The 23,958-nt window shown below is 69.5% G+C and carries 18 protein-coding genes; 4 read left to right on the top strand and 14 right to left on the bottom strand.

Annotation, left to right across the window (positions count from 1 at the left end; all coding sequences use genetic code 11):
* Window positions 1–30: 30 nt before the first annotated feature.
* The 6 genes from OG293_RS09820 to OG293_RS09795 form a co-directional block, all read right to left on the bottom strand.
* Window positions 31–645 (bottom strand): helix-turn-helix domain-containing protein, encoded by a 615-nt coding sequence (locus OG293_RS09820; protein ID WP_406003548.1) that lies wholly within the window; start codon window positions 643–645, stop codon window positions 31–33.
* Window positions 646–835: 190 nt separating this feature from the next.
* Complete coding sequence (locus OG293_RS09815; RefSeq protein WP_405998388.1) at window positions 836–1,660, bottom strand: carbohydrate ABC transporter permease; 825 nt, start codon at window positions 1,658–1,660, stop codon at window positions 836–838.
* Window positions 1,660–2,526, bottom strand: a complete 867-nt coding sequence (locus tag OG293_RS09810; RefSeq protein WP_405998387.1) for a carbohydrate ABC transporter permease — start codon at window positions 2,524–2,526, stop codon at window positions 1,660–1,662. The genes OG293_RS09815 and OG293_RS09810 overlap by 1 nt, the downstream gene beginning before the upstream one ends.
* Window positions 2,523–3,884 (bottom strand): ABC transporter substrate-binding protein, encoded by a 1,362-nt coding sequence (locus tag OG293_RS09805; protein WP_405998386.1) that lies wholly within the window; start codon window positions 3,882–3,884, stop codon window positions 2,523–2,525. The genes OG293_RS09810 and OG293_RS09805 overlap by 4 nt, the downstream gene beginning before the upstream one ends.
* Before the next feature lie 91 nt (window positions 3,885–3,975).
* Window positions 3,976–4,671, bottom strand: coding sequence for a response regulator (locus tag OG293_RS09800; RefSeq protein WP_405998385.1), 696 nt, complete (start codon window positions 4,669–4,671; stop codon window positions 3,976–3,978).
* A 91-nt stretch (window positions 4,672–4,762) separates the two neighbouring features.
* Window positions 4,763–6,394 (bottom strand): ATP-binding protein, encoded by a 1,632-nt coding sequence (locus OG293_RS09795; protein WP_405998384.1) that lies wholly within the window; start codon window positions 6,392–6,394, stop codon window positions 4,763–4,765.
* 124 nt (window positions 6,395–6,518) lie between these two features.
* On the opposite strand from OG293_RS09795, the gene OG293_RS09790 reads away from it, so the two are divergent.
* Window positions 6,519–7,901, top strand: coding sequence for a cation:dicarboxylate symporter family transporter (locus OG293_RS09790; RefSeq protein ID WP_405998383.1), 1,383 nt, complete (start codon window positions 6,519–6,521; stop codon window positions 7,899–7,901).
* A gap of 99 nt (window positions 7,902–8,000) precedes the next feature.
* On the top strand, window positions 8,001–8,432 hold the full coding sequence (locus tag OG293_RS09785; protein WP_405998382.1) for a protein-tyrosine phosphatase family protein: 432 nt from the start codon (window positions 8,001–8,003) through the stop codon (window positions 8,430–8,432).
* A 67-nt stretch (window positions 8,433–8,499) separates the two neighbouring features.
* Here the strand turns inward: OG293_RS09785 and OG293_RS09780 are convergent, their stop codons facing one another.
* Genes OG293_RS09780 through OG293_RS09770 form a run of 3 tightly spaced genes read right to left on the bottom strand, consistent with a single transcriptional unit; the run spans window position 8,500 to window position 10,817 of the window.
* A complete protein-coding gene (locus OG293_RS09780) occupies window positions 8,500–9,636 on the bottom strand; it encodes a bile acid:sodium symporter family protein (RefSeq protein WP_405998381.1) in 1,137 nt (378 codons plus the stop codon).
* Window positions 9,623–9,892, bottom strand: a complete 270-nt coding sequence (locus tag OG293_RS09775; RefSeq protein WP_405998380.1) for a hypothetical protein — start codon at window positions 9,890–9,892, stop codon at window positions 9,623–9,625. The genes OG293_RS09780 and OG293_RS09775 overlap by 14 nt, the downstream gene beginning before the upstream one ends.
* A 58-nt stretch (window positions 9,893–9,950) precedes the next feature.
* The gene (locus OG293_RS09770; protein WP_405998379.1) at window positions 9,951–10,817 is read right to left on the bottom strand and encodes an oxaloacetate decarboxylase; all 867 of its coding nucleotides are present in this window, start codon (window positions 10,815–10,817) and stop codon (window positions 9,951–9,953) included.
* Window positions 10,818–11,603: 786 nt separating this feature from the next.
* On the opposite strand from OG293_RS09770, the gene OG293_RS09765 reads away from it, so the two are divergent.
* On the top strand, window positions 11,604–13,802 hold the full coding sequence (locus OG293_RS09765) for a HelD family protein (RefSeq protein WP_405998378.1): 2,199 nt from the start codon (window positions 11,604–11,606) through the stop codon (window positions 13,800–13,802).
* On the opposite strand, the gene glgB is transcribed toward OG293_RS09765, so the two are convergent.
* The 5 genes from glgB to OG293_RS09740 all read right to left on the bottom strand — a co-directional run bounded on the left by glgB (window position 13,789) and on the right by OG293_RS09740 (window position 22,829).
* Window positions 13,789–16,110 (bottom strand): 1,4-alpha-glucan branching enzyme, encoded by a 2,322-nt coding sequence (gene glgB / locus OG293_RS09760; protein WP_405998377.1) that lies wholly within the window; start codon window positions 16,108–16,110, stop codon window positions 13,789–13,791. The two genes, OG293_RS09765 and glgB, sit on opposite strands and share 14 nt — an antisense overlap.
* A gap of 30 nt (window positions 16,111–16,140) precedes the next feature.
* Entirely contained in the window at window positions 16,141–17,526 is a 1,386-nt protein-coding gene (locus OG293_RS09755; RefSeq protein ID WP_405998376.1) for a maltokinase N-terminal cap-like domain-containing protein, read from the bottom strand.
* 164 nt (window positions 17,527–17,690) lie between these two features.
* Entirely contained in the window at window positions 17,691–19,397 is a 1,707-nt protein-coding gene (treS, locus tag OG293_RS09750; RefSeq protein ID WP_405998375.1) for a maltose alpha-D-glucosyltransferase, read from the bottom strand.
* Complete coding sequence (locus OG293_RS09745) at window positions 19,394–21,394, bottom strand: alpha-1,4-glucan--maltose-1-phosphate maltosyltransferase (RefSeq protein ID WP_405998374.1); 2,001 nt, start codon at window positions 21,392–21,394, stop codon at window positions 19,394–19,396. The genes treS and OG293_RS09745 overlap by 4 nt, the downstream gene beginning before the upstream one ends.
* A gap of 523 nt (window positions 21,395–21,917) precedes the next feature.
* Window positions 21,918–22,829 (bottom strand): SDR family oxidoreductase, encoded by a 912-nt coding sequence (locus OG293_RS09740; protein ID WP_405998373.1) that lies wholly within the window; start codon window positions 22,827–22,829, stop codon window positions 21,918–21,920.
* A gap of 136 nt (window positions 22,830–22,965) precedes the next feature.
* On the opposite strand from OG293_RS09740, the gene OG293_RS09735 reads away from it, so the two are divergent.
* Window positions 22,966–23,919: an AraC family transcriptional regulator gene (locus OG293_RS09735; protein ID WP_405998372.1), complete on the top strand. Its 954-nt coding sequence runs from the start codon at window positions 22,966–22,968 to the stop codon at window positions 23,917–23,919.
* Window positions 23,920–23,958 lie beyond the last annotated feature (39 nt).

The raw sequence follows: 23,958 nt of genomic DNA, 5'->3' as shown, positions 1-23,958 counted from the left end.
TTACCGCCGGGTCGGTGGCCACACGCGGCCTCACCGGGCGTGCGCCAGCTCCCAGAAGTGATCCACGATCTGCTCCAGGAAGTCCCGGCCCGGCTCCCCGGTGTCCTGTGTCGTGGCGCCCCAAGCGAGCGTCGCCACCATCCGTGACTGGTACTGCGAGTGCAGCTCCTCCAGCACGTCCTCCAGTTGTGCCCGCTCCATCGGGAGCATCTTGCCCACCGGCCGGACATACGCCCGCCAGCGCGCTTTGACCGCGTCGCGCAGCAGATTCCCCAGCTCGGCGTCCCGGCCGGTCGCCTTCAGCAGCTCGCGGGGGCCGAGCTCCAGCACCTCGGCGAGCGCGGCGGTCTGCCGTTCGTTGCCGCGCCAGCGCCCCGACTCCTCCATCCGCACATACGAGAGGGCATCCATGCCCACGCCGCGCGCCAGGTCGTCGGGGGAGAGGCCGCGTGCCATCCGGTGCTCGCGCAGCGTGGTCGCCTCGGTGAGCAGATCGTGCGGGGCGCACCACAACACCCCGGCGAGCGCCGTCAGTTCGCGGGTCCCGGGCGCGGAGAGGCCCCGCTCCCACTGGACCACGGTTTCGGGGGAGATATGGAGCCCGTACTGGGCGCGCAGGCCGTATGCGACATGGCCGGGCGCCATGCCGAGGGCTTCGCGCAGCCGGCGCGCGGCGGGGGCGTCGAAAGGTGGGGACGGGGTGTGGTGCACGGCCACACGCTACGACGTGGGAAGGGGCGGTGGCTACGGTGAGTTTACCCAGAGCCACTCATCGTAGGAACATCCGAGCTGATCGTTACCTTTCGGTAACGTCATGTGACCACGGGCCGGTCGATCAGCCCTTGACGGCTCCGCCCAGTGCGAAGCCGCCGCCCAGTCTGCGGGCGATCAGGATGTACAGCACCAGCACCGGGGCGGAGTAGAGGATCGAGAACGCCGCGAGCTCGCCGTAGATCACCGAGCCGTAGTTGCCGAAAAAGGTGAAGATCGAGACGGACGCCGGCATCTGCTCCGGCGACAGGATCAGCATGAACGGGACGAAGAAGTTCCCCCAGAGCTGGATGAAGGTGTAGATCGTCACCACCGTCAGCCCCGGGCCCATCAGCGGCAGGACGACCCTGGTCAGGCTCTGGAGTCCCGACGCGCCGTCCGTCCAGGCCGCCTCCTCCAGGACCACCGGGACGCCGTCCATGAAGTTCTTCATCAGCCAGATGGAGAAGGGCAGCTGGGAGGTGGCGAGGAACAGGCCCGTGCCGTACATCGTGTCGATCAGATCGATCTGGACGAACAGTCCGTACACCGGGACCATGACCGCCGTGATCGGCAGACATGTCGTGAACAGGATCGTCAGCAGATAAGGGCGGCCCCAGCGCGAGCGGTGACGCGAGAGGGGATAGGCGGCGAGCGCCGCGCACACCACCGTCAGCAGCGTCGCGCCGCCGCACAGCAGCAGGCTGTTGAGCATGGGCGTGAACGTGATCTCGGTGGTGAGCACCGCGTCGAAGTTGTCCGGGGTGACCGAGGACGGGACCCGGACCCTGAGGTCCGCCTCCCTGTCCACCGAGGACAACAGCAGCCACACCAGTGGCAGCGCGAAGGCCGCGGCGGTCAGCAGCAGCGCGCCGTCGGCCGCGAGCCTGGTGCGGGTGGCCCGGCGCATCACACCTCCACCCTCATCAGTCGCAGATAGACGATCGAGAAGAGGGAGCCCACCAGCAGAAGGAGCAGAGCCACCGCCGTGCCGTAGCCGATCAGGCTCTTCTGGAACGCCTGGTCGTACATGAACACCGGCAGTGTCTGGCTGCGATTGCCGGGCCCGCCGCGTGTCATGGCCCAGATCAGGCCGAAGACCGACAGCGTGGAGAGCGTGTTCAGCATCAGATTGGTGCCGATGGAGCGGCGGATCATCGGCAGGGTGATGTGCAGGAGACGGCGCGGGCCGCTTGCGCCGTCGACCTCCGCCGCCTCCGTGATCTCACGCGGGATCTCGGCGAGCGCGGCGGAGTAGATCAGCATCGAGAACGCGGTGCCACGCCAGACATTGGCGAACGACACCGCCAGGATCGGCAGTGTGAACAGCCAGTTCTGGGACGGCAGATGAAGCCAGTCGAGCAGGGCGTTCAACGTCCCCTCGCGGCGGAAGAAGGTGTACAGGAGAAAGGCCGCGACAATCTCGGGCAGCACCCACGCCGCGATGACCAGGGAGCCGGTCAGGGTGCGGACCGGACGGGACGCCCTGCGCATCAGACCGGCGAGGGCCAGGCCCAGGGTGTTCTGGCCGACGACGGCCGAGACGAAGGTGAAGACGAGCGTCAGCCGTACGGCATTGCGGAAGTCGTCGTCGGCGAACGCCCGGCGGAAGTTGTCCAGCCCGACGAAGTCCGAGCCCGACGCGCCCGTCAGCCGGGTGTCGGTGAAGGCGATCCAGACGCAGTAGCCGATCGGCCCCGCCAGGAAGAGCAGCAGCAGGAGTGTGGCGGGGGTGATCGGCACCCACCGCCACAACCCTCTTCTCGTGGGGCTCACCTGGTGATGACCGCGTCGCCGACGATGGTCCTCAGCTGGTCGTCGTACTCCTTCGCCGCATCGGCCACCGAGGCGTCGCCCGTCGTCACCTTCTCCATCGCCTCGCCGATCGCGGTCGAGACCTGCGGATAGACGGGCAGCGCGGGACGGTAGTGGGTGTGCTGCACCAGAGAGGTGAAGAAGTCGATACCGGGCATGGACTTCAGATAGCGCGGGCTCGCGGCGACGTCCTTGCGCACCGCGATCTGGGCATCGACGACCGTCCACTCGACGGCGTTCGCCGGGGTCTGCATCGAGGTGATGAACTCCCAGGCCAGGTCCGGGTTCTTGGCCTTCGCCGGGATGGCCCAGGTCCAGCCGCCCGACATGGACACCCTGCCCGGCGCCTGCCCGTTCTGGGTGGGCATCGGTGCCTGGCCCAGCTTCTTGTTCCACTCCGGCCACGGCTTGGCGCCGGTGTCGAGCCAGTGCTGGCCCATCCAGGAACCGTCCAGCGCGATGGCCAGCCTGCCCTCGGGGAGCAGCTCGGTGGCGACCCGGGTCCCGATGTTGGGGTCGAGCGCGTCGGAGACGTCCGGGCCGAGCTTTTCGCCGTACACCGTCCGAACGAAGCCGAGAGAGTCCCGGAATCCCTTGCTCCCCGCCACCCACTTCCTGGCCGTGGGGTCGTAGAGGGGATCGCCGCCGGTGCCGTACAGCAGCATCTCGAAGCCCTGCATGACCGCGGCCTCGCCGGGTCCCTTGCCGGTGTAGACGTTGAGCGGAATGACGCCCGGGACCTTCTTCCTGACGGTGCGGGCCGCGGTGAGGATCTCCGCCCAGTTCTTCGGCCGCCAGTCGGCCGGCAGACCGGCCTTGGCGAAGATCTCCTTGTTGAACCAGAGGCCGCGGGTGTCGGTGCCGTCCGGGACGCCGTACGTCCTGTCGTCCTCGGCCCTGGCGGCGGCCTTCGCTGTGTCGACGAACCGGCTCCACTGGTCCCACTTCGGGAGGTAGTCGTCCAGCGGCTTCAAGTACCCGGCCTTGATGTCGGAGTTGATGCGGAAGGTGTCCTCGTAGACCAGGTCCGGGGCGGTCTTGGGGGAGCGCATCATCTGCTGCGCCTTGGTGGCGTAGTCGTTGTCCGGGGCCTGGATCGGGACGAGCTTGACCTTCTTGCCGGGGTGGTCCTTCTCGAACTGCTTCTTCACCGACGCGAGGAAGTCGTCCTTGAAACGGACCTTGTTGTCGGTGGACCGGTTGTAGGCGACTCTGACGGTGTCCGGGTCGCCGCCGGATCCCGCGCCGCAGGCCGTGAGGGAGGATGCGGCGAGGACTGCGGCTAAGGGGACGAGGATGAGCGGGGCGGTGGGGCGCACGGGCACGACCTCCTCGAAGCCACGACGGGCTGCCCGGTGACCGTAGGGCCCGCCCGCGAACACGGTCAATCCCCGTGCAGGGTGCACTCGTTCAGCGGCCGGATGTGATCCATCGGTACTGCAGCTCGGGGCGCCCGATCTGTCCGTACTGCGGGCTGCGTGCCGCCCGCCCCTCCGTGACCAGGTGTTCGAGATAGCGCCGTGCCGTGATCCGTGAGATGCCGACGGCGGTACCGGCTTCGGTGGCGGTGAGCCCGGCCGCGGCATCGCGCAGGGTACGGGTGACGGCGGCGAGCGTCGGTGCGCTCAGGCCCTTGGGCAGAGCGCCGCCGCCCTGGGGCGCGCGCAGCGCGGACAGTGCCCGGTCCACCTCGTCCTGGCCGCTCGCCTCCCCGGCGGCGGCGCGGAACTCCGCGTAGCGGGTGAGCCGGTCCCGGAGAGTGGCGAAGGTGAACGGTTTCAGTACGTACTGGACGACTCCGAGCGAGACGCCCTCGCGGACGATGGCGAGGTCGCGTGCCGAGGTGACGGCGATGACGTCGGCGTGGTGGCCCGCGGCGCGCAGCGACCGTACGAGCTGGAGCCCGTGCCCGTCGGGCAGGTACAGATCGAGCAGCAGCAGATCGACCTCGGTGCGCTCCAGGACGCGGACGGCTTCGCCGCGGGAGTGGGCGACCCCGGCGACCGAGAACCCGGAGACCCGGCCGACGTAGAGGGCGTGCGCGTCGGCGGCGACCGGGTCGTCCTCGACGACGAGGACGCGTATGGGGGTGCCTGAGGAGGTCATGAGGCCACCTCGGCGGTGCTCGCTCCCGCGGGGCGACGGCGCCGCGTGTCCGGCGCGGGTCTGGACCGGCCCGTACGGACCGGGGGCGGGGTCATGGGCGCACCTTCGCCGTGTGCAGCGGCAGCCGGACCGTGAACTCCGCGCCGCCGTCGGGGCCCTCGGCCAGGACGACCGTGCCACCGCCGCGGTTGGCCGCCTGCCGGACCAGGGCCAGGCCCAGGCCCCGGCCCGCGCCGTGGGTGGACCAGCCGCGGCGGAAGACCTCGTCCGCGTCGGCAGGGGCGATGCCCCTGCCCGTGTCCGCGACCTTCAGCAGCAGCTCGTCGTCGTCCGCGCGGGCGGTGACGGTGACCCTGGCGCGCAGTGGACGCACAGAGCCGTCCACGGGCTGCCGGCCGGCCGCCGACTCGGACGCCGCGTCGACGGCGTTGTCGATGAGGTTGCCCAGGATGGTCACCAGGTCGCGAGCCGGCAGCGACGGCGGCAGGACACGGTCGTCGATGCGGCTGTCCTCGGCGAGGACCAGTTCCACACCGCGCTCGTTCGCCTGGGCCGCCTTGCCGAGCAGCAGCGCGGCCAGCACGGGTTCGCCCACCGCGCCGACGACCCGGTCGGTCAGCGCCTGCGCCAGTTCCAGCTCCGCCGTGGCGAAGTCGACCGCATCGTCCGCCCGGCCGAGTTCGATCAGCGACACCACGGTATGGAGCCGGTTGGCCGCCTCGTGGGCCTGCGAGCGCAGGGCCTGCGTGAAGCCGCGCTCGGAGTCCAACTCGCCCGAAAGTGCCTGGAGTTCGGTGTGGTCCCGGAGGGTGACCATGGTGCCGCGCTGCTCGCCGCCCACGACCGGGCTGGTGTTGACCACGATGACCCGGTCGGCGGTGAGATGGACCTCGTCGACCCGCGGCTCGGCCGCCAGCAGCGCCCCGGTGAGCGGTGCCGGGAGGCCCAGTTCGGCCGCCGGGCGTCCGACCGAGTCGTCGCCGAGCCCCAGCAGTTCGCGTGCCCCGTCGTTGACCAGGGCGATCCGTCGCCGTCCGTCGAGCATCAGCAGTCCCTCGCGCACCGCGTGCAGAGCGGCCTCGTGGTAGTCGTGCAGATGGCTCAGCTCGGCCGCGTTCATGCCGTGAGTATGCCTCCGCAGCCGTGCGTTGATCACGTATGTGCCGATACCACCCAGTGCGAGCGCGGCGCCCGCGACCCAGACCAGTGCCGTGACCTGCTTGCGGGCCTGCTGGCTGATCTCCTGGATGGTGATCCCGGCACTGACGAGAGCGGTGATCCGGCCGCGGTCGTAGACCGGTACCACCGTCCGCACCGACACGCCGAGCACACCCTCGTACGTCTCGCTGTAGATCTTCCCCGTGAGGGCCGGGCCGATATGGCCCAGATACGTCTTGCCGATCTGGCCCGGCTCGGGATGCGTCCAGCGCGTCCCGTCCGGCGCCATGATCACCACGAAGTCGACGCCCGCGTCCTTGCGCAGCGCCTCCGCGTACGGCTGGAGCCGCGGCGACGGGTCGGCGGAACGCGCCGCCGCGACGACGGACGGGGAGTGCGCGGCGCCCGCCGCCGCGGCCTTGGACTGGAGCCGCGCCGCCTCCTCGGCCTGGGACCGGTCGGTGAAGTACGCGAAGAGCGCGCAGCCCGCCACGATCGCCGCGACCAGCACGACCTGCATCGCGAAGAGCTGGCCGGCGAGGCTGCGAGGGCGAGGTATGCGCATGACGCAAGTCTGCCTGGCCGATTTCGTATGAACGAAACGCACGTAAGGGTGACCGGGGTCACAGGGTGGGCGATAGTCGCGGCATCCATAGGGACATGGATGGCAAACGAACAAGGAGGACCCCGTGGCTACTGGAGCCGTCAGGCGGGACCGGACCCACTATCTTTATATTGCCGTGATCATCGCGGTCGTGCTGGGCATCGCCGTTGGCCTGGCAGCCCCTGAGTTCGCCATCGAGCTCAAGCCGCTGGGCACCGGATTCGTGAACCTGATCAAGATGATGATCTCGCCGATCATCTTCTGCACGATCGTGCTGGGCATCGGCTCGGTGCGAAAGGCCGCCAAGGTCGGCGCGGTCGGCGGCATAGCGCTCGGCTACTTCCTGGCGATGTCGATGGTCGCGCTCACCATCGGCCTGGTCGTCGGCAACATCCTCCAGCCCGGCGACGGCCTGGCACTGACCGACGCGGTCAAGGAGGCCGGCCACGGCCAGGTGTCGGCCGAGGCCAAGGACACCACCGAATTCCTGCTCGGGATCATCCCGACGACCATCGTCTCCGCCTTCACCACCGGCGAAGTCCTTCAGACCCTGCTGGTCGCGGTGCTCGCCGGTTTCGCGCTCCAGGCCATGGGCCCGGCCGGCACGCCGGTGCTGCGCGGGGTCGAGCACATCCAGCGCCTCGTCTTCCGCATCCTCGCCATGGTGATGTGGGCCGCCCCGATCGGCGCCTTCGGCGCGATCGCCGCCGTCACCGGCTCGGCCGGTCTGGACGCGCTCAAGAGCCTCGCCGTCCTGATGCTCGGCTTCTACGTGACCTGCTTCCTCTTCGTCTTCATCGTGCTCGGCACGCTGCTGCGGCTGGTCGCGGGCCTCAACATCTTCACGCTCTTCAAGTACCTGGGCCGTGAGTTCCTGCTGATCCTTTCCACCTCCTCCTCCGAGTCCGCCCTCCCGCGCCTCATCGCGAAGATGGAGCACCTGGGCGTGAGCAAGCCGGTGGTCGGCATCACCGTCCCGACCGGCTACTCCTTCAACCTCGACGGCACCATGATCTACATGACGATGGCGTCGCTCTTCATCGCCGACTCCATGGGCGACCCCATGTCGATCGGGGAACAGGTCACACTTCTCCTCTTCCTCTTCGTGGCGTCGAAGGGCGCGGCGGGCGTCACCGGCGCCGGGCTGGCCACGCTGGCGGGCGGTCTGCAGTCGCACCGGCCCGACCTGGTCGACGGCGTCGGCCTGATCGTCGGCATCGACCGCTTCATGAGCGAGGCGCGCGCCCTGACGAACTTCGCGGGCAACGCCGTGGCCACGGTCCTGATCGGGACCTGGACGAAGGAGATCGACAAGCCGCGGGTGAACGAGGTCCTGGCCGGGCGGATCCCGTTCGACGAGAAGACCCTGCTCGACGACCACAGCCGGCTGGCGTCGGACGAGGACGCGGACGCGGACGCCGATGTGCCGGAGCAGCGCGAGAGCAGCGAGGTGCCCGCAAAGGTCTGATACACCCCCGGCGCCCGCGCCCCTGTGCAGGCCCGTCCTCCGCTCCCCCGTGGCGGAGGGCGGGCCGTCGTATGCGGCCTTGGCCGATACGGTGAGGGGGTGAGCGAGACCTGGCTGCCGTCCGCCCCCGGGACTTTGCGGCTCCCGTCCGGGCGGCTCGTCCGCGGCCGGGCCCTTCGCCACCCCCTTCCGGCCGGGCCCGCCCCCGCGTTCGGCGTCTATCTGCTCGGCAGGCAGCCGCCCGACGTCCCCTGGGAGACCCGCTGGCTGCGCTGGCCGGACTTCCGGCTGCCGAGCGACCGGGCGGAGGCCCGCAGGGTCCTCGGCGAGGCGTGGGAGCGCGCCGTGAAGGAGCGCGTCGAGATCGCCTGCGGCGGCGGACGCGGGCGCACCGGTACGGCGCTGGCGGCTCTCGCGGTCCTCGACGGGGTGCCCGCCGAGGAGGCGGTGGAGTTCGTACGGCGCCACTATGACCGCCACGCCGTCGAAACGCCCTGGCAGCGCCGTTACGTGAGCCGCTTCAGCGGCTGATCGCCAGAAGGTGTCCGCGGCCGGCTGCTCCAGCGGACATCGTCCGACAGCCGCACCCCCCGTACTGTCAGACCGTTTCCGGTGCTGCCGCGGGGCCGCCCCTCGGCAGGGGCGCCGGGCTCGGGGTGATCTCCCCGTCCGCACGGGCCGCGCCGGACGGTGCCACCGCCACCACGCCGATCCCGCCGATCTTGCCCGCCTCACCGCCCTGACCGTCCTCACGGATCTCACCGGCCTCGTCGGGCCAGCGGTTCGCGATGACCGCGCAGAGCAGCAGTTGCAGCTGATGGAAGAGCATCAGCGGAAGGATGACGGGACCCGCCTCGGTCCCGAACAGCACGGCCGCCATCGGCAGCCCGCTCGCGAGGCTCTTGTTCGCCCCGCAGAAGACGATCGCGACGCGCGCCCCGCGGCCGAATCCCAGACGTCGGCCCGCGAACGCCGTCGCCGCCAGCGCGGTGCCGAGCAGCAGGCCCGCCACCAGTACGACGGCGAGCAGCCGCAACGGTGTGACGCGCTGCCAGACGTGCTGTTCCATGCCCGCGCTGAAGGCCGTGTAGACGACCAGCAGGATCGAGCCACGGTCCAGGAGGGTGAGCCTGCGCCGGTGCCGGGAGAGAAACCCTCCCAGCTTGGGGTGGAGCAGCTGACCGATGACGAACGGCACGAGCAGCTGGAGTGTGATCCGCAGCAGTCCCTCCGCGGTGAAGGCGGCCTGTGAGCCGATCAGCCAGGCCGCCAGCAGTGGGGTGGCCGCCATCCCCAGCAGGTTGGAGTACGTTCCCGCGCAGATCGCGGCGGGAACGTCACCCCGGGCGGTGGAGGTGAGGGCGATCGACGACTGCACGGTGGAGGGGACCACGCACAGAAACAGCACCCCCGTGTAGAGCTGCTCGGTGAGCAGCTGCGGCACACAGAGCCGCGCCGCGAGTCCCAGCAGCGGGAACAGGACGAACGTGGCCGAGAGCACGACCAGATGGAGCTTCCACTGGCGCAGTCCGCCGACCGCCTCCTGCGTCGACAGCCGCGCCCCGTAGAGGAGGAACAGCACGCCGATGGCGATGTCGGAGGCCAGCGCCACCCCCTCCCCGGCCCGGCCCCCCGCGGGCAGGACAGCGGCGAAGGCGACCGTCCCCAGCAGCGCAGCCACATACGGGTCGACGATCCGCCAGGGGCGGCGCCTGCCTGCCTCATTCCCCTTCATGGTCGCTGCCCGCCGTCCCGGTTCCGGACTGGGAATTGGCGGTACGGTCGACCTCCAGCCATGAATCGGCCCCGGAATTGTCGATCAGGACGAGATTGAGCCCCACCGGCACCAATTGAACGGGAGGCCGCTGAACGGCTGGGGCCGAATTCTGTGCCGTCGAATCCTCGTCGTCCGCGTGCGCCGCTCCGTGCCCCGCGGGCGCGACGAGCAGAAGCCCGGCGGCGACTGCGACCAAAGTGTTCTTGCTGGACATACGCATACTGCGGTTACTCCTGGCAGTCGCCGGACCGGGAAAGGGGGAGGACGAACGCTCAGACGGACACGGGCCGCTGGCGACCGTGGTGCCTGCTGATGTTCCTCTCCAGCAGTTCCGTGGAGCCCCGGACACCGACCTCCGCCGCGCCGCGGGTGGTGTCGGGGAGGCGGCCGTCCGCATTCTTGAGATCGGTCAGAGCCGAGTCGATCGCCGTGTGCGCGGCGAACAGACAGGGCGTGCTGTAGATCGCCACGTCGATGCCGAGCTCGGTGAGCTCGGGGAGCGAGAGCCGGGGCGACTTGCCGCCGGCGATCTGGTTGAACATCAGCTTCTTGTCGCCGACGACGCCTCGGATCTTGCGGATCCATTCGACGCTGCGCACCCCGTCCACCAGGACGACGTCCGCGTCCGTCTCCGCCAGCGCGGCGGCCCGGCGCACGATCTCGGACTCCTCGACGGCGTCGGTGCGCGCCACCACGACCAGGTCGCTGCGGCTCTCCAGGACCAGGTTCAGCTTCTCCAGGTACTCCTCCAGCGGAAGCACCTGCTTGCCGTCGGCGTGGCCGCACCGACGGGGACGCTTCTGGTCCTCCAGGATCACCCCGGAGACGCCGATCCTCTCCAGGCGCTGCACGACATGACAGGCGACCTCCGGATCGACATAGCCGTCGTCGATGTCGACCACCATGTGGTGCCGGGGAAATGCCAGGCGGAGCCGCTCGGCGAAAGCGACCATGTCCGGCCAGGCGATGAAACCGATGTCGGGCAGGCCGTAGTGCGAGGCCGCGAATCCGAATCCGGAAACAAAGAATCCGTTGTAGTGGTTCGCCGCGATGGACGCGGAATACATGTCGTAAATTCCGATGAGGGGGGTGGTTTCGGAATTCGAGATTGCTTCGCGCAGAGTGCGCCCGTAATGCATGGACCCTCCAGGAGTACGCGAAAGGCAGCAGGAGCTGCTGCTTTCGTTTTTGTGGCGCAAGCTTTGCAGAACATTGAAGGTGGCCACAATGCCGGATCACCCGGTTGGACTAGCCGTGCCCGCGTGCTCCCGTGGGCGAAGAAAGGTTTCGACCTGATGAAAAAGGCTCTGCCAAGTTGAGACCACTCGATCGTCGCCGCCGAGCGTTTCTCGCACCCTTTTCGAATCTTTTACGTGGCGGTGGGTCTTGTTGTGGCGATTTCTCGGCGACCGTCAGAAGGTCACACGCGTCTTTCCGGGCGGAATCGCTCAGCAGTGGCCGCCACCGGGTGAAGCCCGAGAAGTGCTGTGCCGTGCCGCGCTCCGCGGGACTTGTCCACGCACGCGAGCCCGGTCGTCAGCGCCGCCGGCTCGTCCCGTGGTTCAGCGGCGGAGCCGGGGCGTTCGTGAGCCGTTCGCGAGCCGTTCGCGAGCCGTCCGTGCCGTGGAAGGCGCGGCACGGTCCGGCCGCTGGAGCGCCGGTCGTGCGCCCCGCAGCGCCGGTCGCTCCCGTACGCGCTCCAGGTCGGCGAGGGGTCGTCCCGCCGGGGTGTGTTCGACATGTTCCGCGTCTGCCCGCCGCGTCAGGGGCACGGCCCAGGTTGTCGGTCACGGCAGAAAAATACCCCGCTACCGAATTGACGGCCGGGGTAATTGTCTGCGTATATTGGATGTTTGTGAATCCGTGCTCGACAGGGTGGGTGCGGAAAAGCCGAGTGGTGGCACCATATCGCGTCAGGAGCTGAATTGTCAACCGAGGAATTGCAGAATGAACAGCAATTCGTCTCCCTGCTCTACGAGCGCATCGACGCACTCCGGGAGCAGGCCGAAGCAGCCATGCATGCCACGATCGCGCAGGTCAGCACCGGTCTTCAGGCGCGTGTGGAACGCGATGTCGGCGTGGCCGAGCACTCCGCCTCGCTCGCCGCGCTGAATGCGGCGGACTCCGGACTCTGTTTCGGGCGGATCGACCGGCGTGACGGAGTCATGCACCACATCGGCCGCACGGGAATCCGCCGGGACGACGCGGAACGAACTCCGATGCTGATCGACTGGCGGGCTCCGGTCGCGCGGCCGTTTTATCTCGCGACCGGATTCGAACCGATGGGCCTGCGCCGACGGAGGCACATCACCACCCACGGGCGTAACGTCACGGCACTGCACGACGAGATCATGGATCTGGCCGACTCCACCCGCACCGGCTACGAGTCGCACGACGCCGACGAGGTGCTGCTCGCCTCGCTGAACAGCGCCCGTACCGGCCGCATGGGCGACATCGTGTCGACCATCCAGGCCGAGCAGGACCACATCATCCGCGCTCCCCAGCGCGGAGTGCTCGTCGTCGAGGGCGGGCCCGGCACCGGGAAGACCGCGGTCGCGCTGCACCGGGCCGCGTACCTCCTCTACGCGAACCGGGAGCAGCTGGCCAAGCGGGCCGTGCTGATCGTCGGGCCCAACCCGGCCTTCCTGGGCTACATCGGCGAGGTGCTGCCCTCGCTCGGTGAGACGGGCGTGCTGCTGGCGACCGTCGGTGAACTCTTCCCCGGGGTGACCGCCACCGGCACGGACAGCCCCGCCGCCGCGGCAGTCAAGGGCCGCGCGGACATGGCCGGCGTGCTGGCCGAGGCGGTACGGGACCGTCAGCAGGTGCCCGAGAAGCACGCCCCGATCGTGATTCCTCACGACGACGGAGAGCTCCTGCTCGACTGGGACATGGCCGTCGAAGCCCGGCACAAGGCCCGCGAGACCGGTCTGCCCCACAACCTGGCCCGACCGCACTTCGTCTTCCGGATCATCGACGACCTGACCACCCAGCTCGCCGACCGGATCGGCGCCGACCCCTACGGCGGCCCGAACTTCCTCGGCCCCGACGACATCGCCCAGCTCGGCAAGGGCATCGCCGCCAGCGCCGAGGTGCACGCCGCGATCGCCTCGCTGTGGCCGCCGCTCACCCCGCAGACCTTCCTCGCCGGGTACCTGGAGGAACCCACGCATCTGACCGAGCACGACGCCGCGCTGATCCGGCGCGCCGACGCCGCGTGGACCGCCGCCGACGTGCCGCTCCTCGACGAGGCTGCCGAGCTCCTCGGCGAGGACGACTCCGCGGCCCTGGCCGCCTCAGAGGCCGAGCGGGCGCGGCAGATCGCCTACGCCCAGGGCGTCCTCGACGTCTCGTACGCCTCGCGCACCTACGAGTTCGAGGACAAGCAGGACATCGACGAAGACGCGTCCGAGGTGCTCGCCGCGCACGACATCATCGACGCCGAGCGCATGGCCGAGCGCCAGGAGGAGGCCGACCACCGCAGCGCCGCCGAGCGCGCCGCCGCCGACCGTACCTGGGCCTTCGGGCACATCATCGTGGACGAGGCGCAGGAGCTGTCGGCCATGGCCTGGCGGCTGCTGATGCGGCGCTGCCCGACCCGCTCGATGACCCTGGTCGGTGACCCGGCGCAGACCGGCGACCTGGCGGGCTGCGACTCGTGGCAGGAGATCCTCGAACCGTATGTGCAGGACCGCTGGCAGCTGGCGCGGCTCGGCGTCAACTACCGCACGCCCGCCGAGATCATGGAGTACGCCTCCGAACGGCGCCGGGCCTGCGACCCCGCGTTCGAGCCGCCGCGCTCCATCCGCTCGACGGGGGTGAAGCCCTGGGAGCGCACGCTGCCACTGGGGGAGGTGGCCCGGCTCGCTGCCGAGGAGGCGCCCGAGGAGGGCAGGCTCGCCGTGATCGCCCCGTGTGAACTCCATGCCGAGCTGCGGGGGCTGTCCCGGGGCGAGGGGCCGCTGGATCTGTCCCGGCCCGTCGTCCTCGTCGATCCCCGCCAGGCGAAGGGCCTGGAGTTCGACACCGTCCTTGTCGTCGGCCCCGACCGGATGAGCGCCAACGACCTGTATGTGGCGCTCACCCGGGCCACCCAGCGGCTGGGAGTTGTCAGACCGGCCTGAACCACACCGTGGCCAGCGGCGGCAGCGTCAGCTGGATGCTCGTCCCCCGGCCGTGCGAGGGCACCGACTCGGGCTTCAGCGGGTCCGGATTGAGCACATCGCTGCCGCCGAAGCGTGCCGCGTCGGTGTTGAGGACCTCCGTCCACGCCTGGACCGTGTCGGGCACTCCCAGGCGGTACTCATGGCGCACCACGGGGGAGAAGTGGCTGACGGCGAGCAGCGGCGCGCCCGAGGAGTCGTAGCGCAGGAAGGCGAAGACGTTGTCCTCGGCAGCGTCGCCGTCCACCCAGGCGAAGCCGGCCGGATCCGTGTCCTTCTGCCAGAGCGCCGCAGTGGCGCCGTACACCGTGTTCAGCTCGCGCACCAGGTCCCGTACACCGCGGTGGTCCGCCTCCGCGGCGTACGAGGGATCCAGCAGCCACCAGTCCGGCCCATGGCCCTCCGACCACTCCGCCCCCTGGGCGAACTCCTGTCCCATGAAGAGGAGTTGCTTTCCGGGGTGGGCCCACATGAAGCCCAGATAGGCCCGGTGGTTGGCGCGCTGCTGCCACCAGTCGCCGGGCATCTTGCCCACCAGCGACCGCTTCCCGTGCACCACCTCGTCGTGCGAGATCGGCAGGACGTAGTTCTCGCTGTACGCGTACACCATCGAGAAGGTCATCTCGTTGTGGTGGAACTTGCGGTGCACCGGTTCGTGCGTCGCATAGCCCAGCGAGTCGTGCATCCAGCCCATGTTCCACTTCAGGCCGAAGCCGAGGCCGCCGAAGCCGCCGGGACCCACATGGTGGGTGGCGCGCGTGACTCCGTCCCAGGCCGTGGACTCCTCGGCGATGGTGATCACGCCGGGGCAGCGCCGGTACACCGTGGCGTTCATCTCCTGGAGGAAGGCGACGGCGTCCAGGTTCTCCCGGCCGCCGTGCTCGTTCGGAGTCCACTCACCCTGTTCGCGGGAGTAGTCGAGATAGAGCATCGAGGCGACGGCGTCGACGCGCAGCCCGTCGATGTGGAACTCCTCGCACCAGTACGTGGCGTTGGCGACGAGGAAGTTGCGCACCTCCTTGCGGCCGTAGTCGAACTCGAGCGTGCCCCAGTCGGGGTGCGCGGCACGGGCCGCGTCCTCGTGTTCGTACAGCGGGCGGCCGTCGAACTCCGCCAGCGCCCAGTCGTCCTTCGGGAAGTGCGCGGGCACCCAGTCCACGAGCACCCCGATGCCCGCCCGGTGCAGGGCGTCCACCAGATGACGGAAGTCGTCGGGGGTGCCCATGCGGGCGGTCGGGGCGTAGAAACCGGTGACCTGATAGCCCCAGGACCCTCCGAAAGGGTGCTCGGCAACCGGCATCAGCTCCACATGGGTGAAGCCCAAGTCTTTTACATAGGCGGGCAGTTGGACCGCGAGCTGGCGGTAGGTCAGGCCCGGACGCCAGGAGGGGAGGTGCACCTCGTAGACGGAGAACGGCGCCTCGTGCACCGGCCGGTCGCCGCGGTGCGCCATCCACTCCTCGTCCCGCCACACATGATGGGACTCGGTCACGATCGACGCGTTCGCGGGCGGCACTTCGGTGCGCCGCGCCATCGGATCGGCGCGCAGGGTGTGCGAGCCGTCCGGGCGGGTGATGTCGAACTTGTACAGCGCGCCTTCGCCGACGCCGGCCAGGAACAGTTCCCACACGCCCGTCGAGCCGAGCGAGCGCATCGGATACCCGGTGCCGTCCCAGTAGTTGAAGTCGCCGACGACCCGCACGCCCCGGGCGTCGGGCGCCCACACGGTGAACCGGGTGCCCGTGACGCCCTGGTGCGTCATCGGCTGCGCCCCCAGCGCCTTCCACAGCTCCTCGTGCCGGCCCTCGCCGATCAGATGCAGATCGAGATCGCCGAGCGAGGGCAGAAAGCGGTACGGATCGTGTACCTCGATCCCGGGCCCGTCCTCCTCGTACGTGACGAGCAACTGGTACTCCGGGACGGTGCGCATCGGCAGCACCCCGGAGAAGAATCCGTCGCCGTCCTCGTGCAGTTCGGCCCGCAGTCCCTTGGCGAGGACCGTCACCGACTGCGCGTAGGGACGCAGCACACGCATCTCGACGCCGCCCCGCAGCAGATGTCCTCCCAGCAGGGAGTGCGGATCGTGGTGGGAGCCGGTCAGCAGCCGCTCCCGGTCCCCGTCCGTGAGCGGTCGGGTGGCCCGCACACCGTGGCTGCCGCCGGCCCGCCGTGGCGCGGTGCTCTTCTTGCGGGCACCGGCACCGGCATCGGCCGCTCGGCGGCGCGCATCGGAGTCGGAGGAATTGCGGGACGGGGGTCGGGCGGTCACGGGGGTCGGCCTCCTAGGCGCGGTGGGGAATCAGCTCAGTGCGGCCAGGCGGTCGATCGCCGCCATCGGCACCGGAAGCCAGTCGGGGCGGTGCCTGGCCTCGTACACGACCTCGTACACGGCCTTGTCCGTCTCGTAGGCACGCAGCAGTTCGGGTTCGGTGCGTGGATCGGCGCCCGCGGCCTCGGCGTAGCCCTCGCAGTACGCCGTGCGGCAGCGCTCGGCCCAGGCAGGGTTCCAGGGGCGGTGCGTGCGGGCCGCGTAGTCGAAGGAGCGCAGCATTCCGGCGACATCGCGGACCGGGGGCTGCGGCCTGCGGCGTTCGACGAGCGGGCGTGCGGGCTCGCCTTCGAAGTCGATGACCGACCAGTGGTCCGCGCCGTGGTGGGCGCCGCCGCGGAGCGTCTGACCGAGATGCAGGTCGCCGTGGACGCGCTGGGCGCGCCAGGCACGGCCCCGCGCGCCCAGCGCGGCGACCGTGTCGAAGGCGGCGCGCAGTCGCGGTACATACGGCAGGAGCGCGGGCACCGCCTGCGCCGCGGTGTCGAGACGAGCCGTCATGGCCGCCGCCAGGTGCTCTGTCTGCGGCCGGCGCAGCATCACGGTGGGCAGTGCGTCCGCGAGCGCCGTGTGCACCTCGGCGGTGACCCGGCCGAGCGCGCGGGCCTCCTCACAGAAGGACCGTCCCCGGGCCAGCGAGTCGAGGGCGAGCAGCCAGCCGTCCTGCGAGCCCCGCAGGAACGGTTGCAGCACGCCGAGGGTGTACGGCTCCGGGGAGGTGGCCTCGTACCACGCCACGGGCGCGGGCACCCGGCCGCAGCCGGCGCGTGCGAGCGCGAGCGGCAGCTCAAGATCGGGGTTGGTGCCGGGATGGACCCGGCGGAAGAACTTGAGGATGTACGCATCGCCGTACACCAGGGAGGAGTTGGACTGCTCCGTCTCCAGCGGGCGGGCGGCGAGGGCGCCGCCGATCACCGGGCCTTTGCCGAAGCGGTCGAAGCGCAGCGGACCGAGCGCCCCGGGGGTGCGCAGCCGCTCCAGGATCAGCTCCGCCAGACGCGGGTCGTACAGGCCCTCGTAGACGGTACGCCCGGCGAGCGGGCCTTCGGTCACATGGCCGATCAGCGCCGGTGCGAGATGCGGCGGCAGCGTCTCGCGTACGCCGAGTAAGAGTTGGTAGCAGTCCTGCGAGGAGGGGGCGGGAAGCCCGGGCTGCTGGACCCGTACGAGCAGATGCAGCAGCGCGGGACCCGTCGCCTCCAGGGGCAGCAGCTCCGTCGCGGAGACGAGCGAGAAGCCGGTGACGGGGCGTCCCTTGCCGGCGAACCAGCGCTGGCGTGGCAGCCAGGTGAGCAACAGGGGCGCGAGGGACGGGAGAAGAGCGACGGGAGTCCGGGTGGATGCAGCCTCCGACATGGCATCGCGTCCTTTCCCCGAGATGCACTCCAATGGCGCTGTATGCGCAGAGTGTCCCGGATTACAGCAGTGGCTGTCCGGCGGCGCGCGGGGATGAAGGGGAGAGTGCCCGGTGCGGGGCGGGGGAAACCGCCCCGCGGGAGGTACGTCTCGTTATCAGTGGGTCAGATGGCGGCTGCTTCCTTGCGCAGCCTGAACCAGTAGAAGCCGTGGCCCGCGAGCGTCAGCAGATAGGGCCACTGGCCGATGGCGGGGAAGCGGACCCCGCCGATCAGCTCCACCGGATGCCGTCCGCTGAACGACCGCAGATCGAGTTCGGTGGGCTGCGCGAACCGTGAGAAGTTGTGCACGCAGAGCACGAGATCGTCCTTGTACTCGCGGGTGAAGGCGAGCACGGCCGGGTTCGAGGACGGCAGTTCGGTGTAGGAGCCGAGTCCGAAGGCGTGGTTCTGCTTGCGGATCTCGATCATCCGCCGGGTCCAGTGCAGCAGCGACGACGGCGAGGCCATCGCCGCCTCGACGTTGGTGACCTGGTAGCCGTAGACCGGATCCATGATGGTGGGGAGATAGAGCCGGCCGGGGTCGCAGGAGGAGAATCCCGCGTTCCGGTCGGGGGTCCACTGCATCGGGGTCCGCACGGCGTCGCGGTCGCCCAGCCAGATGTTGTCCCCCATCCCGATCTCGTCGCCGTAGTACAGAATCGGTGATCCGGGTAACGACAGCAGCAGCGCCGTGAACAGCTCGATCTGGTTCCGGTCGTTGTCCAGCAGCGGGGCCAGGCGGCGGCGGATGCCGATGTTGGCGCGCATCCTCGGGTCCTTGGCGTACTCCGCGTACATGTAGTCGCGCTCTTCGTCCGTGACCATTTCGAGGGTGAGCTCGTCGTGGTTGCGCAGGAAGATGCCCCACTGGCAGTTCTGCGGGATGGCCGGGGTCTTGGAGAGGATTTCGGAGACCGGATAGCGCGACTCCCGCCGCACGGCCATGAAGATCCGGGGCATCACCGGGAAGTGGAACGCCATATGGCATTCGTCGCCCCCGGCGGAGAAGTCGCCGAAGTAGTCGACGACGTCCTCGGGCCACTGGTTGGCCTCGGCGAGGAGCACGGTGTCGGGGTAGTGCGCGTCGATCTCCTTGCGCACCCGTTTGAGGAAGGAGTGGGCGGCCGGGAGGTTCTCGCAGTTGGTCCCCTCCTCCTGGTACAGATACGGCACCGCGTCCAGCCGGAAGCCGTCGATGCCCAGATCGAGCCAGAAGCGCAGGGCCGAGACGATCTCCTCCTGCACCGCCGGGTTCTCGTAGTTGAGATCGGGCTGGTGGGAGAAGAAGCGGTGCCAGTAGTACTGCTTGCGCACCGGGTCGAAGGTCCAGTTGGACGTCTCGGTGTCGACGAAGATGATCCGGGCGTCCTGGTACTGCTTGTCGTCGTCGGCCCAGACGTAGTAGTCGCCGTACGGCCCCTCCGGGTCGCTGCGGGACTCCTGGAACCACGGATGCTGATCGCTGGTGTGGTTCATGACGAAGTCGATGATGACGCGCATTCCGCGCTGGTGTGCCGCGTCCACGAACTCCACGAAGTCGGCGAGATCACCGAACTCGGGAAGGACCGCTGTGTAGTCCGAGACGTCGTAACCGCCGTCCCTCAGAGGGGACTTGAAGAACGGCGGGAGCCAGAGGCAGTCGACCCCCAGCCACTGCAGATAGTCCAGCTTGGCGGTGATGCCCTTGAGGTCGCCTACGCCGTCTCCGTTGCTGTCCTGGAAGGACCGCACCAGCACTTCGTAGAAGACGGCCCGCTTGAACCAGTCGGGATCGCGGTCCTTGACCGGCGTGTCCTCGAATGTGTCGTGGACGGGCTCATTGACGATCATGATGTGGGTGACCCTCCGATCGGCGGGGACGGTCGCAGAACGACGATGTGCGCGGGCGTGCTGCCCGGCTCTAGGCGCACATAGCTGGCTCTGCCCCAGTGATAGGTCTCGCCGGTGAGCTCGTCGCGCACCGGTGCGCTCTCGTGCCAGTCCAGGCCGAGGTGCGGCATGTCCAACGAGACCGTGGCCTCCTGGGTGTGGTGGGGGTCGAGGTTGGCGATCACGAGCACGGTGTTCGTACCCGAAGGGCCCTCGGCGGACTTCGAGTACGCGACCACCGCGTCGTTGTCGGTGGGGTGGAAATGGATGTCCCGCAGCTGCTGGAGCGCGGGATGACGGCGCCTGATCCGGTTCAGGGCGGTGATCAGAGGCGAGATGGTGCGGCCCTCGCGCTCCGCCGCCTCCCAGTCGCGCGGCCGCAGTTGGTACTTCTCGGAGTTCAGATACTCCTCGCTGCCGTCCCGCAGCGGGGTGTTTTCGCATAGTTCGTAGCCCGCGTAGACGCCCCAGGAGGGCGACAGGGTCGCGGCGAGCACAGCCCGCACCTCGAAGGCGGGGCGGCCGCCGTGCTGGAGAGAGGCATGCAGGATGTCCGGAGTGTTCACAAAGAAGTTGGGACGCATGTACGAGGCGGCGTCCCCGGAGAGCTCGCCGAGGTACTCGGTGAGCTCCTGCTTGGTGGTACGCCAGGTGAAGTAGGTGTACGACTGCTGGAAGCCGATCGCGGCGAGGGTGTGCATCATCGCCGGACGCGTGAACGCCTCGGCGAGGAACAGCACGTCGGGGTCGGAGCGGTTGATGTCCGCGATCACTTTTTCCCAGAAGACGACGGGCTTGGTGTGCGGGTTGTCGACGCGGAAGATCCGGATGCCGTGCTCCATCCAGAAGCGCAGCACCCGCACGGTCTCGTTGACCAGACCGCGCAGGTCCGCCTCGAAGGCGATCGGGTAGATGTCCTGGTACTTCTTGGGCGGGTTCTCCGCGTAGGCGATCGTGCCGTCGGCGCGGTGGTGGAACCACTCGGGGTGCTTCTCCACCCAGGGGTGGTCCGGTGAACACTGGAGCGCGAAGTCCAGGGCGACCTCCATGCGCAGGCCGTGGGCCGTCTCCACGAAGTGGTCGAAGTCCTCGAAGGTGCCCAGATCCGGATGGAGCGCGTCATGGCCGCCGTCGGGGGAGCCGATGGCCCAGGGGACGCCGACATCGTGCATACCGGCGGAGAGGGAGTTGTTCGGGCCCTTGCGGTGGGTGGTGCCGATGGGGTGCACGGGCGGCAGATAGACCACGTCGAAGCCCATCGCGGCGACCGCGGGCAGCCGTTCGGCGGCGGTCCGGAACGTGCCGGACCTGGGGGGCGCGCCCTCCTCGACGACAGCACCTTCGGAGCGCGGGAAGAGCTCGTACCAGGAGCCGAACAGGGCGCGCCGACGCTCGACGACGAGCGGCAACGGACGTGAGGAGGTGACCAGTTCGCGCAGCGGGTGACGGGCGAGCGCGTCGGTGGCGTCCGGGGCGAGAGCCGCGGCGAGGCGGGCCGCGGCGGACCGTTCCTCGTCGCGCAGGGCGTCGGCCGCGGCGAGCACGGCCTCGCGGCCGTCGTTCTTGGGTACCCCGGCGGCGGCCCGCTCGTACAGCTCGGCCCCCTCGGCCAGCACCAGAGCGGTGTCGATACCGGCGGGGATCTTGATCCGGGCGTGGTGCCGCCAGGTGGCGACGGGATCGCTCCACGCCTCGACGATGTAGGTCCAGCGCCCCTCGGCGTCCGGGGTGACGTCGGCGCCCCATCGGTCGGTGCCGGGGGCGAGCTCCCGCATGGGAGTCCAGGGACCCGGGTGTCCCTTCGGGTCGCGCAGGACGACGTTGGCGGCGACCGCGTCGTGTCCCTCACGGAAGACGGTGGCGGCGACCTGGAAGGTCTCACCGGTCACGGCTTTGGCGGGCCTCCTCCCGCAGTCGACTTGGGGACTCACGTGCAGGACGGGGATGCGACCGATCATGGGATCACCTGAGGGCTGTACGGGCAGGGCGGATTGAGCTGGTTGTGCATTTTTACGAGGGTTGGGTGTTCTTTGTAACTGCTCAGTCGACGACTGGCGGGCTACGGGCATGGCCGCTCCTGTCCGCGTTCACTCGGGTGGGCGGAAGAAATCGTGAGAGGGCTGCGATCGCCTGCGTACCGGATGAGCCTTCCCATGGGCTTCGGGTGGGCAATCCGGTGGGGTGTTAACTACTCGGACGTAGGTGACTGCACAAGACACGGCGACCAACACGACGGGCCCCGACGCTCGCTGCGTCGGGGCCCGGGTTCCCTTCGGGCGTGTCCTCAATCTTCCGAGAAGCGGCACATGCGGCGCCGGCGCCCGGTGCTCTCTCAGGTCGGCGCGGCGCCCCCGGCCGGCGGCAAGGTCTCCAGGTCAGTACATCCAGGGCAATCTCTGGATCTCGCGGGGCTCGCGTCCTGATCCAAACGAACGTCCTTACGGGGCAGGGTCTAGCCCCAGCTCGGTTCGGTCCGCGCGCTCATGACTGCTCCCCCGACCACATCTGCCACGGCTGCCTGGTGACCCACTCGTCCACCGGCGCCGGCTTCACCGAGAGCACCGCCGCCGTCGCTCCCTCGTCGCCCGCCAGCAGGTCCGGCTCCAGGCCGTTGGCCATGTAGTGGTAGATCCCGGCGATCCCGGCCGCCGACTCCGCGCCCAGAGTCTGCGCGAGTCCCTGTTCGAACACCCGCGGCTCCAGGTGCACATAGCGGATCTCGCGCCCCAGCCCCCGCCCGAACGCCACCGCCAGCTCATCACCCGTCAGCGTCCGCGCCCCGCCGATGTCGAAGGTGCGGCCCGCCACCCCCTCCATCGTGAGTGCCGCGCAGACCGCCTCCGCCATGTCCCGGTGCGAGATCCACGCGGTCGGGGCGTCGGCCGGCAGCGGGTAGGCCAGCACGCCCTCGTTCACCAGGGCCGGGCCGTTCCACGGGCTGAAGAGGTTGTCCAGGTACACCGGCGGACGGACCGCCACGACCTCGACACCGCTGTGGGCCAGACTCTCGCGGAACACCGTCTCCGCCAGCCGGCGCGTCTCGAAGGCCGCGACATTCGTCGTCCGGTCGGGGATGCGCGTGTTGGAGTTGTAGACCAGTCGGCCAAGGCCGGCCTCGCGGGCGGCCTTGGCTATGTGCTGGGCGTACCGCATGACCTTCTCGGCCTGGTAGACCAGCGGCATCACGACCGCCGCGTGCGTGGCACCCGCGAAGAGTCGGCGGGCGTCCTCGTAGCGCCCCAGATCGCCGCCCGTGACACAGACGCCGGGCAGTTCAGGACGGTCCGCCTCGGGTTTGCGGCTCAGCGTACGGACGCGATGGTGCCGTTCGGCGAGCAGGCGGGCAATCGCCCCGCCCTGGAACCCGGTCGCCCCCACGACCGCTACGCGCATCGGAATGTGATCGGACATAAGTCTGATGAGCCCTTCGATAGGGTGTGTCTGCTGCCGTGAACGGCTCTTCCAGGCTCGCCTCGGCGGCTTCGGCCGATCAATTAACAAAACGGGGCGGGGGTTGAAGGATCGTCCAATGGAACCGACGGACAGCGAAGGCGACGATCTCCTCAGCGAGCTGCTCAAACCCCTGCGCCTGACAGGGGTCTTCGACAGTCGCTGGCGCGTCAGTGCTCCCTGGGCCATCGAGGGCGACGCGGAACAGAGTTGTGCGGTACTGCACTTCATCACCGAGGGCGAATGCTGGATCACCGCCGAGGACCAGACGCCGCTCCAACTGCACGAGGGCGACCTCGCGCTGTTCCCGACCGGCACGGCCCACCGGCTCTCCGACCAGCCCGACCGGCGGGGCGTCGCGCTCGCGGCCGTGCTCCCGGAGCGTGCCCCGGGCACCTCCGGCGAGATCAGGATCGACGGTGACGGCCCGGAGAGCAGGCTGCTCTGCGCCGGACTGCACTATGACGCGTCCGCGGCCACCCATCTGTACAAGGCCCTGCCCTGGGCACTGGTACTGGACCGCTCACAGGTCGACCAGGAGCCGCTGCTGCGCGACACGCTGCGTCTGCTCGCCACCACCGACCGCCCTGTCGGCCCCGGCGACCGGCTGATCACCCTGCGCACGTTCGAGATGGCGCTCGTGCTCGCGCTGCGCCCGCTGCTGCGCGAACTCGCCCGCAATCCCTCCGCCCTGCCCGTACTGCGCAATCCCGGCATCAGCAGGGCCATGGTGATCATCGCGACCCGGTTCGCCGAACCGTGGACCATCGAGTCGCTCGCCCGCGAGGCGGGCATGTCCCGCTCCGCGTTCACGGCGGCCTTCCGTGAACTGGTCGGGGAGGCGCCGGCGCGCCATCTGACGGGGCGGCGGATGCAGGAGGCGGCCCGGCTGCTCGGCGAGACCTCGCTGCCCCAGTCGGCCGTCCCCGAGCGCGTGGGGTACCTGAGCGCCGTCGGTTTCCACCTCGCCTTCCGCAAGTGGTTCGGAATGACGCCGGGAGAGTACCGATCGGGGAGCTCCTCAGCTGCATGACTGGCCGGTTCTTAATCACCGCTGGACGGTCGTTCATTG

This window comes from Streptomyces sp. NBC_00829 (assembly GCF_045161795.1).
Lineage (GTDB): Bacteria > Actinomycetota > Actinomycetes > Streptomycetales > Streptomycetaceae > Streptomyces.
Note: the sequence above shows the minus strand (reverse complement) of the source record. Positions and strands in the feature narration are given on the sequence as shown.

What these genes read in the sequence shown, in the direction of transcription:
- OG293_RS09820 (WP_406003548.1), bottom strand. Translation starts at nt 645, where the DNA reads ATGGCGCCCGGCCATGTCGCATACGGCCTGCGCGCCCAGTACGGGCTC.
- OG293_RS09815 (WP_405998388.1), bottom strand. Translation starts at nt 1,660, where the DNA reads ATGCGCCGGGCCACCCGCACCAGGCTCGCGGCCGACGGCGCGCTGCTG.
- OG293_RS09800 (WP_405998385.1), bottom strand. Translation starts at nt 4,671, where the DNA reads ATGACCTCCTCAGGCACCCCCATACGCGTCCTCGTCGTCGAGGACGAC.
- OG293_RS09795 (WP_405998384.1), bottom strand. Translation starts at nt 6,394, where the DNA reads ATGCGCATACCTCGCCCTCGCAGCCTCGCCGGCCAGCTCTTCGCGATG.
- OG293_RS09780 (WP_405998381.1), bottom strand. Translation starts at nt 9,636, where the DNA reads ATGAAGGGGAATGAGGCAGGCAGGCGCCGCCCCTGGCGGATCGTCGAC.
- OG293_RS09775 (WP_405998380.1), bottom strand. Translation starts at nt 9,892, where the DNA reads ATGTCCAGCAAGAACACTTTGGTCGCAGTCGCCGCCGGGCTTCTGCTC.
- OG293_RS09770 (WP_405998379.1), bottom strand. Translation starts at nt 10,817, where the DNA reads ATGCATTACGGGCGCACTCTGCGCGAAGCAATCTCGAATTCCGAAACC.
- OG293_RS09755 (WP_405998376.1), bottom strand. Translation starts at nt 17,526, where the DNA reads ATGTCGGAGGCTGCATCCACCCGGACTCCCGTCGCTCTTCTCCCGTCC.
- treS (WP_405998375.1), bottom strand. Translation starts at nt 19,397, where the DNA reads ATGATCGTCAATGAGCCCGTCCACGACACATTCGAGGACACGCCGGTC.
- OG293_RS09745 (WP_405998374.1), bottom strand. Translation starts at nt 21,394, where the DNA reads ATGATCGGTCGCATCCCCGTCCTGCACGTGAGTCCCCAAGTCGACTGC.
- OG293_RS09740 (WP_405998373.1), bottom strand. Translation starts at nt 22,829, where the DNA reads ATGCGCGTAGCGGTCGTGGGGGCGACCGGGTTCCAGGGCGGGGCGATT.
- OG293_RS09735 (WP_405998372.1), top strand. Translation starts at nt 22,966, where the DNA reads ATGGAACCGACGGACAGCGAAGGCGACGATCTCCTCAGCGAGCTGCTC.